Source organism: Pseudomonas sp. S2_F07, from assembly GCF_054668325.1.
Genome location: NZ_CP162758.1, coordinates 4,690,749 through 4,704,676, shown reverse-complemented (window position 1 = coordinate 4,704,676; position 13,928 = coordinate 4,690,749). Strand labels below are relative to the sequence as shown.

General features: G+C 56.1%; 7 protein-coding genes, 1 other RNA gene and 1 pseudogene. 8 read left to right on the top strand and 1 reads right to left on the bottom strand.

Translation table 11 applies throughout. From position 1 onward, the window contains the following. Positions 1-90 precede the first annotated feature (90 nt). The 8 genes and pseudogenes from AB4O40_RS21280 to AB4O40_RS21245 all read left to right on the top strand — a co-directional run bounded on the left by AB4O40_RS21280 (position 91) and on the right by AB4O40_RS21245 (position 8,863). Positions 91-915, top strand: a complete 825-nt coding sequence (locus tag AB4O40_RS21280; protein WP_056728203.1) for a (Fe-S)-binding protein — start codon at positions 91-93, stop codon at positions 913-915. Then, on the top strand, positions 912-2,366 hold the full coding sequence (locus AB4O40_RS21275; RefSeq protein WP_056728201.1) for a LutB/LldF family L-lactate oxidation iron-sulfur protein: 1,455 nt from the start codon (positions 912-914) through the stop codon (positions 2,364-2,366). Before AB4O40_RS21280 ends, AB4O40_RS21275 begins: the two co-directional genes overlap by 4 nt. Continuing rightward, a complete protein-coding gene (locus AB4O40_RS21270) occupies positions 2,366-3,037 on the top strand; it encodes a LutC/YkgG family protein (protein WP_056728199.1) in 672 nt (223 codons plus the stop codon). The genes AB4O40_RS21275 and AB4O40_RS21270 overlap by 1 nt, the downstream gene beginning before the upstream one ends. Further along, positions 3,034-5,845 (top strand): annotated as a pseudogene (locus tag AB4O40_RS21265) (FAD-binding and (Fe-S)-binding domain-containing protein). The gene AB4O40_RS21270 and the pseudogene AB4O40_RS21265 overlap by 4 nt, the downstream one beginning before the upstream one ends. 199 nt (positions 5,846-6,044) lie before the next feature. Next, positions 6,045-6,320, top strand: coding sequence for a hypothetical protein (locus AB4O40_RS21260; RefSeq protein WP_056728196.1), 276 nt, complete (start codon positions 6,045-6,047; stop codon positions 6,318-6,320). Between the two features lie 329 nt (positions 6,321-6,649). Further along, positions 6,650-6,928, top strand: coding sequence for a hypothetical protein (locus tag AB4O40_RS21255; RefSeq protein ID WP_056728194.1), 279 nt, complete (start codon positions 6,650-6,652; stop codon positions 6,926-6,928). 94 nt (positions 6,929-7,022) lie between these two features. After that, positions 7,023-7,419: a transfer-messenger RNA gene (gene ssrA, locus AB4O40_RS21250) on the top strand. Between the two features lie 187 nt (positions 7,420-7,606). After that, positions 7,607-8,863, top strand: a complete 1,257-nt coding sequence (locus AB4O40_RS21245; RefSeq protein WP_460053466.1) for an integrase domain-containing protein — start codon at positions 7,607-7,609, stop codon at positions 8,861-8,863. Between the two features lie 596 nt (positions 8,864-9,459). On the opposite strand, the gene AB4O40_RS21240 is transcribed toward AB4O40_RS21245, so the two are convergent. Further along, entirely contained in the window at positions 9,460-13,641 is a 4,182-nt protein-coding gene (locus AB4O40_RS21240; RefSeq protein ID WP_460154594.1) for a glycosyltransferase, read from the bottom strand. Positions 13,642-13,928: the final 287 nt, after the last annotated feature.

Genomic DNA, 13,928 nt, shown 5'->3' with positions numbered 1-13,928 from the left:
CACCCCGGTCTGTAAGGCTACTGAAAGCTTCCGGCTCTATATTCAGCAGCCTCGACAGACGAATAACCGGGACCACCCGGAGACCGCCTGATGAGCGAGCTTTATTACAACGCCGTGCCGAATGCGACCCGTGTCGCCCCGCCACTGCCCGAGCCTCGGCAATACCCCAGCGAGAAACCGTCACGGGTCTACCTGTTCGGGACTTGCGTAGTCGATCTGTTCTACCCGCAAGCCGGGATGGATGCGATCCACCTGCTGGAGCGCGAAGGCATTCGTGTCGAATACCCGCAAGGGCAAAGCTGCTGCGGCCAACCGGCCTACACATCTGGTTACACCGAACAGGCACGGACCGTGGCGCGCTCGCAACTGGCGTTGTTTGCCGGCGACTATCCGGTGGTGGTGCCGTCAGGTTCTTGCGCGGGCATGCTGCGCGAACATTACGCCGACTTGTTCAAAGACGAGCCGGACACGTTGAAACAGGTCCAGGCCCTGGCGGCCAGGACCTACGAGCTGGCCGAGTTTCTGTTGTTTGTCTGCAAGGTGCAGCTCAAGGACAGCGGCGAGCCGGTAAAAGTGGCGCTGCACACCTCGTGCTCGGCACGGCGTGAAATGAACACCCACCTGCACGGCCGCGAGTTGTTGTCGCAACTAAGCAATGTGGAGCGGGTCAATCACGATCACGAAAGTGAGTGCTGTGGCTTTGGCGGGACATTCAGCGTCCGTATGCCAGACATTTCCGGCGCGATGGTGGCTGACAAGACCCGGGCGCTGAAGGAATCCGGCGCGCACAAGGTGTTGAGTGCCGACTGCGGCTGTTTGATGAACATCAACGGCTCGCTGGAAAAACAGCAGGAAGCGTTGCGCGGTCAGCATCTGGCCAGTTTCCTCTGGCAGCGAACCGGAGGTGCGAAATGAGCACCTCGACGATTATTCCTACGGTTGCCGTAGAAGAAGATTTCCGCACCCGCGCCCACAACGCGCTGGGTGACGCGCAATTGCGAGGCAACTTTCGCAAGGCGATGGATTCACTGATGACCAAACGGGCAGCGGCGTTCAGCGATGCCCATGAAAGAGAACACTTGCGCGCACTGGGCAATGCAATCCGTGCCCGCGCGCTCTCCAAATTGCCCGACCTGCTCGAGCAACTGGAACAGAACCTGACCCGCAACGGTGTGACAGTGCACTGGGCGGAAACGGTGGACGAGGCCAATGGCATCGTCCTCTCGATCATCCGCGCTCACGAGGGGCGGCAAGTGATCAAGGGCAAATCGATGGTCAGCGAAGAAATGGAGATGAACCATTTCCTCGCTGATCGGGGCATTGAATGCCTGGAATCGGACATGGGCGAGTACATCGTCCAGCTCGACCACGAGAAGCCTTCACACATAATCATGCCGGCAATCCACAAGAACGCCGGTCAGGTCGCGTCCTTGTTCCACGACAAACTTGGCGTGGAATACACCAAGGACGTAGACCAACTCATTCAGATCGGCCGCAGAGTCCTGCGGCAGAAATTCTTCGAAGCGGACATCGGCGTCTCCGGCGTCAACTTCGCCGTGGCCGAAACCGGCACCCTGCTGCTGGTGGAAAACGAAGGCAACGGTCGCATGACCACCACGGTGCCTCCGGTACACATCGCCGTCACAGGTATCGAAAAAGTCGTGGAAAACCTGCGCGACGTGGTGCCGTTGCTGTCATTGCTGACCCGCTCGGCCCTGGGCATTCCGATCACCACCTACGTCAACATGATCTCCGGTCCGCGCAAGGAGCATGAGCTCGACGGCCCTCAAGAAGTACACCTGGTACTGCTCGACAACGGCCGCAGCCAGGCCTTTGCCGACAGCGAACTGCGCCAGACCCTGAACTGCATTCGCTGCGGCGCCTGTATGAATCATTGCCCGGTCTACACCCGAATCGGCGGCCATGCCTATGGGGAGGTTTACCCCGGCCCTATCGGAAAAATCATCACCCCGCACATGGTCGGCCTGGCGAAAGTCCCGGATCACCCGAGCGCGTCTTCGCTGTGCGGTGCCTGCGGTGAAGTCTGCCCGGTGAAAATCCCGATCCCTGCTTTGCTGCGACGCCTGCGGGAAGAGAACGTCAAGGCCCCGGACAGCCCCCATCAAGTGATGCGCGGTCAGGGCAGCAAGTATTCGCGCAAGGAGCGGTTCATCTGGAACGCCTGGGCCAAGCTCAACAGCTCGCCGACGCTGTATCGCCTGTTCGGTTTCTTCGCCACCCGGTTGCGCGCCCTCACGCCGAGCAACGTCGGCCCATGGACGCAAAACCACAGCGCACCAAAACCCGCTGCCCGCTCGCTGCATGACATGGCCCGCGAACATCTGGCCAAACAGGGAGACCGCTGATGAGCGCCAAGCAAAATATCCTCGCGAAACTGCGCAAAAGCCTGACAGGCACCACGCCAGTGGCCGACAACTTCGATGTCGATCTGGTGACCCAGCCTTACACCTACGCCCCTGAGCAGCGCATTGCGCAACTGCGCAAGTTGATGGAAGCGGTGCACACGGAAACACATCTGACGTCCGGCCAAGAGTGGCCGACGCTACTCGCGCAGTTGCTGCAGGACCGCCAGTTGCCAAGCCTGCTGATCGCACCGACAACGCCCCACGGTCAACGGATCACGCAGCACTGGGCGAATAATCCCGGCCTGCCAATGCTCAAGGCCTACGACCGTCCGGTTGAAGAATGGAAAGCCGAGCTGTTCAACGACACCCCGGCGAGCATCACTGGAACCCTCGGCGCCATCGCAGCCACGGGCAGCCTTATTCTCTGGCCGACCCGGGAAGAACCACGCCTGATGAGCCTGGTGCCACCGATGCATTTCGCCCTGCTCAAGGCCAGTGAAATCCGCGACAACTTCTATCAAATGCAGCAGGAATTCGAATGGGCCCAGGGCATGCCGACCAACGCGTTGCTGGTATCCGGCCCGTCGAAAACCGCCGACATCGAACAAGTGCTGGCGTACGGCGCCCACGGTCCGAAGGACCTGGTGGTACTGATCCTGGAGGACCAATGAGTCTACCGGCTGCTTTCCTGCGTGATGCACAGCAACTGATCCCCCTAGAGCGACGTTTCGACGACCCGTTGTCGACCCTGGCCTTCGGCACCGACGCCAGCTTCTATCGCTTGATTCCGCAACTGGTGATCCGCGTCGAGTCCGAAGACGAAGTGGTCGCACTGCTGCAACTGGCGCAACGGGATCAGGTGCCGGTGACTTTCCGCGCCGCCGGCACCAGCCTCTCCGGCCAAGCCATCAGCGACTCGGTATTGATCGTGCTGGGAGATAACTGGAACGCTCGCGAGATCCGCGGCCAAGGCACGCAAATCCGCCTGCAACCGGGGGTGATCGGCGCCCAGGCCAATGCCTGGCTGGCACCGTTCGGGCGCAAGATCGGCCCGGACCCGGCCTCGATCAATGCCTGCAAGATCGGCGGCATCGTCGCCAACAATGCCAGCGGCATGTGCTGCGGCACGGCGCAAAACACCTATCACACCCTGGCCGGCATTCGTCTGGTGCTGGCCGACGGCAGTCGTCTCGACACTGAAGATACCGCCAGTGTCGCGGCGTTTCACCAAAGCCACGCCGCCCTGCTGGAGCGCTTGGCGTCTCTGGGCCGCGAGACCCGGGCAAACGCCGAGCTGGCTGCGAAAATTCGCCACAAATACCGTCTGAAAAATACCACCGGCCTGTCGCTCAATGCCCTGGTGGATTTCGACGAGCCTGTGGATATCTTGAGCCACTTGCTGGTGGGCTCCGAGGGCACGCTCGGGTTCATCAGTGCCGTGACCTACGACACCGTGATCGACCACCCGAACAAGGCCTCGGCGCTGATCGTGTTCCCGGATGTCGAAACCTGCTGCAACGCGGTCACCGTGTTGAAAAGCCAACCGGTATCGGCCGTGGAACTGCTGGACCGCCGCAGCCTGCGCTCGGTGCAGAACAAACCCGGCATGCCCGCTTTCGTACAGCATCTGTCGAACAATGCCTGCGCCTTGCTGATCGAATCCCGCGCCGCGTCGTCCACCTTACTGCACGAGCAACTGGCGCAGATCATGGCGTCGCTGAAGGCGTTCCCGGTGGAAAAGCAGGTCGACTTCACCGAAGACCCGCAGGAAAACGCCCGTCTCTGGGCCATCCGCAAGGACACCTTCCCGGCCGTCGGCGCCGTGCGCAAGACCGGCACCACGGTGATCATCGAAGACGTCACCTTTCCGGTCGAACAACTGGCTATCGGCGTCAACCGCCTGATCGAACTGTTCGACAAACATCACTACGACGAAGCGATCCTTTTCGGACACGCCCTGGAAGGCAATCTGCACTTCGTCTTCACCCAAGGCTTCAACAGCCCGGAAGAAGTCGCGCGCTATCAGGCGTTCATGGACGACGTGGCGCAACTGGTGGCGGTGGAGTTCGGCGGTTCGCTGAAAGCCGAACACGGCACCGGGCGCAACATGGCGCCGTTCGTCGAACTGGAATGGGGCAGCGATGCCTACCAGTTGATGTGGCAACTCAAACGACTGCTCGACCCCAACGGCATTCTCAATCCGGACGTGGTGCTCAGCGAAGATCCACAGATCCACCTCAAGCACCTCAAGCCCTTGCCCGCCGCTGACGAGATTGTGGACAAGTGCATCGAATGCGGCTTCTGCGAACCGGTTTGCCCGTCGAAAGGACTGACCCTGAGCCCGCGCCAGCGCATCGTGATCTGGCGCGACATCCAGGCGAAGAAACGCGCGGGCATCGATACGTCCGAACTCGAAGCCGCCTACGACTATCAAGGCATCGACACCTGCGCCGCCACCGGCCTGTGCGCACAGCGTTGCCCTGTAGGCATCAATACCGGCGAGCTGGTGAAAAAGCTGCGTAGCCGGAAGGCGACGCATACGAAAACCGCCAACTGGCTCGAAGGAAATTTCGCCACGGCACTTCAAGGTGCACGCTTCACCCTGCACGTGGCCAATGGCGCGCGGATGTTGCTGGGGGGCGCCGAGATTGGCGAAGTTGTCGGCGACGTTGACGCGCCTGTCCAAGGGTCAGGTCCCGCAATGGACCAACGCGATGCCGCAACCGGAAAAGGCCATTCGCTTCAGCCCGACGGTGATGGACGCGCGCCCGCGCGTGGTCTATCTGGCGGCCTGTGTGTCCCGCGCCATGGGTCCGGCAGCCGGCGATACGGAGCAAATGTCGCTGCACGACAAGACCCGTGGCCTGCTGGAAAAGGCCGGTTACCAGGTGGTGTTCCCGGACAACCTGGACAATCTGTGCTGCGGTCAGCCATTCGCATCCAAAGGCTACGCCGAGCAAGCCGAGCACAAACGACAGGAACTGATCGGCGCCCTGCTCCACGCCAGCCGTGGCGGGCTCGACCCGATCTACTGCGACACCAGCCCCTGCACCTTGCGCCTGGTTCAAGACCTCGGTGAAGTCCGTCTGGACCTGTACGACCCGGTACGCTTCATCCGTACACACCTGATGGACCGCCTGGATTTCAAGCCTCAGGAGGCGCCGATCGCCGTGCACGTAACCTGCAGCACCCAGCACCTCGGAGAAAGCCAGGCGTTGATCGACCTGGCGCGCAAGTGCAGCAAAAACGTGATTATTCCCGAGGGTATCCACTGCTGCGGCTTCGCCGGCGACAAGGGTTTCACCACCCCGGAACTGAACGCCCATTCGCTGCGCACGCTCAAGGACGCGGTGAAACAGTGCAGCGAGGGGATTTCCACCAGCCGCACCTGTGAGATCGGTCTGACGCAACATGGCGGCATTGACTACCACGGACTAGTCTATCTGGTGGACCGCGTTACCCAGGCTAGGGTGCCCTGATAGCAGGATCTAAAGGAGGGTGCATAAAGGTGCCCTTCGTTAACGCTTCTTGTCGGAATCGACAGCTCTACAGAAAAAAAGAACCCTGATGTGCCACCGCAGTCCACTGATCAAGCCCCGCAAATGCGGGATTTTCCCAAAACTCGGTAAACCGATTTGATGGCCAGCAATGCTGGACCTTCAGTTCAAGGAGAAACACATGAATCGTTCTGTGCTGTTAGGTTTGTTCGTTGCTGCTTCCATGATGGCTTCCACTTCGTTTGCGGCCGAAAAAGACCTATGCGCGGTCAACCTGCAAACCATCGAAAACGGCAAGGCACAGATTCCTCCGGAAATGACTGACCAGGTAAAAGCCTCTGTCGAGCAAGCCAAAGCCGACCAGGCAAAAGGCACCAAGGAAGGCACTGATGATTGCATCGCCGAGACCAACGACATCATCAAGGCCGTCACCGACTCGAAAAAAGGCGGGAAGTAACCCGGTCCACGGCCAACCTCCGGGTTGACCTTCCGCGCCACGCTGGCGTACATCAACAACGGAGTACAGGCAGCCGGGAGTTCAAAGCCCGGCTGCACCCGCTACGAAGCAAACCAAAACCCGCCAGTTGCGGGTTTTGTTGCATCTGGGGTCTGGAAATGTGCCTACCATCGCTGGAAAAGCTCGACACACTTTCTTAAAAAACCGAATTCTTGCGTTGAATCGCAGTCTTTGAGGTAAGCCCCATCAGATCGTGGCTGATTTTTCGGGCTTGGCCTGGCTGTCCGCTCATACGCCAGCACCGAGACCATCAGCTCAAGGAGATACCCATGAAACGCACCACACTCGCTGGCCTGTTCATTGCTGCCGCCATGCTGGCCTCTCCTGTATTTGCTGCGGACAACAACCTTTGTACGAGCAAGTTGCAAGAGCTCAAAGGCAAAGTGAATGCGCTGCCGGCGACCGCCACAAACACCTCAATGGAGATCAAAAGGCTGATGTCCAGCGCCGAAGCCTCACAAGCCTCCGGGGACGACAAAAAATGCGTCACCGAGGCCACCCAGGCATTGGCACTTGCTGACAGTCAGGGCAACCAACCAAACCCATGATCTGTGGTGGTCAACCTTCGGGTTGGCCTTCCGGGGCGTGATGACGTACACTGTACAGGCCTGCTGCTCACTTGATTCACAGAGCATCAGGCTCGGGGCCGTTTAGGATTCGACGCCGGTTGCGAAACTTTAGGTGCATGCCGAGTTGGTAACAGAACTCGTAAATCCACTGTTGCAACTACTTATAGTTGCCAATGACGATAACTACGGCCAGGAATTCGCTCTCGCTGCGTAAGCAGCCTTAGCCCTGAGCTTCTGGTACCTTCGGGTCCAGCAATCACCAGGGGATGTCTGTAAACCCAAAGTGATTGTCATATAGAACAGAATCGCCGTGCAGTACGTTGTGGACGAAGCGGCTAAAACTTACACAACTCGCCCAAAGCACCCTGCCCGTCGGGTCGCTGAGGGTTAACTTAATAGACACGGCTACGCATGTAGTACCGACAGCGGAGTACTGGCGGACGGGGGTTCAAATCCCCCCGGCTCCACCACTTCATCATCTAAAGACGTCCACGGACGTCTTTTTTTGTGCCTGAAATCCAGTGAATACGGGGGTTTCAGGGCTGCGGGAGGCTTTCCAGGTTTTTTGAGTTCCAGGCGGTTTGGTATTCCCAATGGTATTCCCGGCTACCCGGCGCTAATCTTGGGAATACCAAAAGGTGTCATGGAGTACTTCTCATGTGCGCTCAAACCACCCGCCTCTCCGACCGCCAGCTCAAGGCGGTCAAACCGAAAGACAAGGATTACGTCCTCACGGATGGCGACGGGCTCCAGCTGCGAGTCAGGGTCAATCGCTCGATGCAGTGGAATTTCAACTACCGGCATCCCGTCACCAAGAATCGAATCAACATGGCACTCGGCTCTTATCCCGAGGTTTCTCTTGCGCAAGCGAGGAAGAAAACCGTTGAGGCCAGAGAGCTGCTTGCACAGGGCATCGACCCCAAAGCTCAGCGTAATGAACTGCAGGAAGCCAAACGAGCGGAAACGGAACATACGTTCGAGAACGTAGCCACCGCGTGGTTCGAATTGAAGAAGGATTCCGTCACCCCGGCGTATGCCGAAGACATCTGGCGCTCGCTCACACTGCATGTTTTTCCAAGCATGAAATCAACGCCGTTATCGGAAGTGAACGCCCCGATGGTCATCAAGCTGCTTCGTCCGATTGAGGCCAAAGGCAGCCTCGAGACGGTTAAGCGAGTGAGCCAGCGCCTTAACGAGATCATGACCTACGGGGTCAACTCCGGAATGATCTTTGCCAACCCTCTCAGCGGCATTCGAGCGGTGTTCAAGAAACCCAAGAAAGAGAATATGGCCGCGCTACCACCTGATGAGCTTCCGGAGCTCATGATGGAAATCGCGAACGCCAGCATCAAGCGGACGACCCGCTGCCTGATCGAATGGCAACTTCATACCATGACCCGCCCTGTCGAGGCGGCCACCACTCGATGGGCAGACATCGACTTCGACAAACGCATCTGGACCATCCCGCCGGAGCGCATGAAAAAGCGGCGTCCGCATACCATCCCGCTGACCGAACAGGCACTCGCGTTACTGGAGGCGCTCAAGTCCCTCAGCGGCCATAGGGAATACGTGTTCCCGGCAGATAGAAACCCGCGCACCCACGCCAACAGTCAGACCGCCAACATGGCGTTGAAACGCATGGGTTTCCAGGACCGCTTGGTCAGCCATGGCATGCGCTCCATGGCCAGCACCATCCTGAACGAACATGGGTGGGATCCGGAGCTGATCGAAGTCGCGCTGGCGCATGTCGACAAGGACGAAGTCCGAAGTGCCTACAACCGAGCTGACTACATCGAGCGCCGGCGTCCGATGATGGCTTGGTGGAGTGAGCACATCCAAAAAGCGGCCACTGGCAACCTGTCGGCATCTGCGATCAATCAAACCAGGGACCACAACGTCGTGCCGATACGGTGAGCGCTCACCGGACGCCGTTGGTAACCGATGATGACTCCCCAGATAGAGTGATGGTTGATTTGGCGACAGCGGCGACACCGGCGACAACCCATGTAATACCTGGCCTGCAGCATGGCGACAGAAGTGGCGACTGTCGCCGTTGCAAGCCTCGCTCTTGGGGCTTTCTCGGCCAAGCCCACGCGAGCGGGAAGGCTCCGCATTCCCACTCGCATGGGCTCTGGGTAATTGCATCTCACTTGACCACCTAATTGCATTGCCACTGACCAGTCGTTTGCATCCGGCTTGACCAGTCATTTGCATTCGCGCTGACCAGCCGTTTGCAGTTGATGGGTATCAGCGGGTGCCACTCAGCGCGAGTGCGTCAGCCAAGCACTGAAGGACTGCAACCGGCCGATTGTGTTGAAAAAGTCGACCCGGCCTGAGTACCCATGCATTGAGCGGTGAAAACGCCTTTTTTGCACGCTGCTACGTCAAATCTGAGCCCTGAACCTTCTGCGCAAAACACAGATTTCAATCTCAGACGCGTACTTTTCTGCCATGGAAACCGAAGCCGACTTTTTCAACAGAATCGGCCAAGAGCGGATACTGGCGCTGGCTCAATATCCGTGCTCCAGCAATGCGCAATACTCTTTAACAAATCCATCTCGCAAATAGAACCTACGGTATGCTTGCTCAACGATTTTGAAGTACTCCGATGGTGCCCCCCATGTTACAGAGTGTAGAAGTTTACCTCCATTAGATTCTTCGCTATGAAAGTCGTTGTACTTGACCAAGTCTGCAAATTGAAAGCCCAGGGTTGAAAGCTCACGATAGCATTTCAGCTCTTGCTCCGTAATAGGAGAGCCGCCCATATCGAAATCCAAGCTCACAGGATTGCTTCGTACGTCAGTGAGTTTCCGATCCCAGTTAAGTGTTAGCTGTTTATATCGTATATAGCTTTCTGACTTTGGGTCATTGGCATGCTGCTCTTTACTCAGGACGCTTGAAGCGCTGGAAAAATCTTTATAAAGTGCAAAATATGCTAGCGTCACTCCACATTCAACCGAAAAATCAATAGTCTGCTGTGCTGACTCTGGTGTCTCCCACTGACCGCCAAGCATGAAATAGGCCTTTGTGAGAATATCCGCAGATCGAAGTCGCGCAAACAATTCTGAAATTTGACGATTCGTTACGATCTCACTTGCTGCTTTACTCTTTTTTCTCCGCTCTTCACTTCCGTGCTCAATGCCGAATGCAAGCATACGACATCCTGATTGTTGTAACCGCTCTATGAAAGGAACATCCATACTCTCTTCGTAAGCAATGAAATCCTCAATACGGAAGATTCCACGCCACCCAAATGAGTCGCCAGCCCGCTCTTTGACTCTGACCAATCCATCAAGAAAATCGCTAGCCCATGCGAGTCCATTGTACTTATCTGCTCGAAGTTTTCCATCGGATGCAATCTGCGGCAGCAAGTTATCGTCTACAAACTGAACTCGGAGTTCTGGATGTTGCAAAGCCAGGCCGTTAACCTCCATGAGAACATGCGAGACCTCTCGGCGAATTTCACCTCCACTTTTCTCTCTCCGCTCGGTACAAAAAGCACAATTCCAGTCGCAGCCTTGCGACATAACTACATGAGCTTCATGAAAAGTCTTCGATTTTGCCCTGGTTCGCGTGGGCTCATACTGGCCACCCTCGTTACGATAAATGCGACGATCAATTATGACTTGCGGCCAGGTAGCCGCTGGCGACTTTAGCGATAAGGCCGGCAGCATGTTACCTTTCTGGACTCCACGACCAACCACATTCCAACTCTTTAAGTTGGGGGTAATACCCGGTGCTTCGGGCCATTTCCCTGGAGTTTTCAAACTAGCCACCAAGGACGATAGATTTTCCACAGCATTGTCTGAAACTGCAAAGTCCCAGCTTGCTTGGGCGTCCTCTGTATGTACTGTAGAGAACTGCCATGCATTTAGCTTGGCTGCCGGCCCGCCGATTACCAGTGTAGTACTATGTGTTCGCTTGCGAATACCAACGAGCATATTCATCGTTGATTGAACTGTAGAAAATACTGTATTGAATCCAATTAAGTCGAAAGTTCGTGCTAGGCGTAAAACTTCAGCACGCAGCCTTGGGAACCTATGACAGTCCGCGATCTGAACGTCGTGCCCCTGAGCCGCGAGATGAGAGGCCAGTAGGCCCAGGCCCAAAGCTGGTGTGCTGGTCCGCGATGCTCCGGATGCAGCATCATCGATTTCAATGGGAGGTAGTACAAGCAGGATGCGCTTAACATCTTGGAGAGTATCAGCGCGCGTAACGGCAACTTCTGGATGCATACAACCACGAAGTGTAGGCGCAGTCTCACCTACGACTGGGCCAATCAACCATCTTGCGACGGGGAAGTCCAATACGCCTAAAGGTGCGGGCTTCCCGGGTTCCGATAGTGAAACACACTCTTCTAGATAATGACTCAGAAATTCCCGATGCAGCCATGGATGGCCATTATCGGTGCTGATAGCCAAGTCCACAATTCTACCCAGTTCCTCATTTAGGGAGCCCTCTATGCTCAACCCCCCCGCGGAGAAGGCAGCTTCTAGTCGCCGTCGCAATGTGTGTGAGAAGGCTAGGTGCAATGAGGCCCATCTAATACTTTCATCCTCATCAAGAGCCATTCTCCGTAAAGTCTCGAGAAGCACCTGCGTCGATAAGCTCGCGGTAGCAAGCGCTGCGAATACACGCTTATCCCCACGCCAATGCCCCTTAACTTTGCCAACAGCAGGATAATAAATATTTAAAAAACTGACAGCCTGATCAGAAATCTGTCGAGTCGGATCCAAGCCATGCGCCATTAGCGCCAGCGTCGTAGGCGCCAACATAGGGTCGGTTGCGATGATTTCCGCAATATCATGTGAGTGCTGCGTTACTTTAATACAGCGCTCATTTTCCATTATGAAAGCAGGATCAGTTTCAATTCCCGAAACAAGTTGTGCGAGCCCTGGGTTTTTGCTTGCCAAGCGGGCGAGTCGAATAGCGAACGAGGTCCCAAAATCGAATAAACGAGCTGGCTCGAAGAACTTAGGAGCAATCTCGCTGGCCTGATTCAAGATTTCATTAGCAAAGGCTGATGAGTAGTAGAGTAACTCCTTAGTCAAAAATGCATCTTTCCAGATGACCTGTAACATAGGCTCTGGAAAGGACTCAGAGAAAGCTCTGAAACTAGGGCAAATGTTTGCGCAAGCAGCCATAAATCGCCAACACACGTCCATGTATCCCGAGTCTCTTGCTGAGCTCGCCACAGCCATACGATCACCAATAGCGCTGCCGATATCACGCAGTTTCTCTTGCAGTTCGGCCCTATTATGTAAATCGGCGTTCTTACCGGCGTCGCTAAGACTATTGAAGGCCGTCGTCAAATCAGCCCAGTCCTCTTCGAGGTCTAGTTGGCCCAAAGTCTCAAGTATTCGGTCCAATACTTGACGAGACTCCTCCTGCTTTCGACCGACAGCTTGTCGGTTCGCCCAATGCACCGATCCAGGCAAGTACCAACCAGTACCTTCTAGCAAATCAGATGCGCAGCGTTTCCAGCTATATTCACGCTTCAGCAGGGATGCAACCTCGATAGCAGCTTGCTTTCGCACCTCGAGGTTGCCTGTAATCGCAAGCAATGCGTCAGCACATTTCCCGATATCCTCCTGGCTCGGCGTACCTGCAGTCATGCTGCCGCCAAGATTCACGAACTCAACGCTGTCGAATGGAACTTCTGGGAACTGCTGCTTTAGATCATCAATTAGCATCGCGAGCCCGGACTGACGCGAGCATACCAGAGGGATACCGGCGCAAAGAGCCTCCCATCCACTCAAGCCAAACCCTTCATGCCAAGACGGCATCAACGCTACATGACAATTTGCCAAGCGTTGGCGTAGGGCTACCTGGTCATCGGAAAAAGGCTCTGCATGAAGAGTAAACGCAGCATTCTTGCTGCCGATCTCCTTCAGCTCTTCTACCACAACTTGGTCGGAACTTGGGTCTACTCCCCAAGCAAAAAGCTGCCCGCGCGCTCGCCAGGCCACAGCATCAATTTGTCGACCTCGCGAATATGCTTCCGCGAGTGCATGAATGGCCAGTATAGAATTTTTAATTGGATCATCATCACGATTAAGCCGACCTGAGATAAAAACTTGTAAGTCGACGCGAGGATCGTGGTGCTGCCACTTAACCTTTTCCACTCCGGGTATCAATGGCCTTACAGGTGATCTTGGTCGATGCTTGGCACTTCGTGCCGATGCGAAGTTACGCTGTAAAAGTGGACCCACGGCAAATGCACAATCTGCAGCAGCAATGACTTCTCGCTGCTTGATCGAGCGCGCAGTCACCTCCTCCATGCTTTGCCCTTTCATAAAGGCATACGACGAATAGTCCATATGACCTATAACGGCTGACTTGATATCCGTCTCGCTCAGATGTTGACGAAGTTGGTTGGCGCAGTCGACGGCAGCTTGGCCAGTAATGACGTCATGCCCCACAACCAACACGCCTTGCAACGCCTCCATATCTACTATCCTACAATAGCTGGCAATTTCGGCAGCTATGTCGGAAGCTTTGAACTCTTTATGCTCTATAAGCGTCACCCCTACCTCGCATCCGATTTCCGGCAACCGATTTACAAAGCAGTACGTTTGGCTTCCTTTGGGTAGTGCTTGGATCAAGCCTTCTGCTAGACCCTTATTGAATACATTGAGGCCACCTAAATCACTTCCCCATCGAGTTGCAAGCAAAGCCACCACGTATGCCATCTCGGCTCCTAGATTATTCGATGCGCTTAGGTAGTCGCGGCGCGTTGCGTGCCCTTGATCAGAGACTGGGTTCTCAACGCTGATCAGTAGCCATTGCTACATCTGCCTAATACGAATCTCATATGATATGTCGTTTTAGTCGTTGTCGACCATTAAGCACCGGTTGGAGATGTTGCTACGGTTGAGCGACATAATGAGGGCGAAGGTTGGACAGCGACCAGGGGCTGCTTTTGGCCGTGCTCCGCTGGTCGTCACTACGGCGTGTGCTGATCAAGTCGAATGCAAAC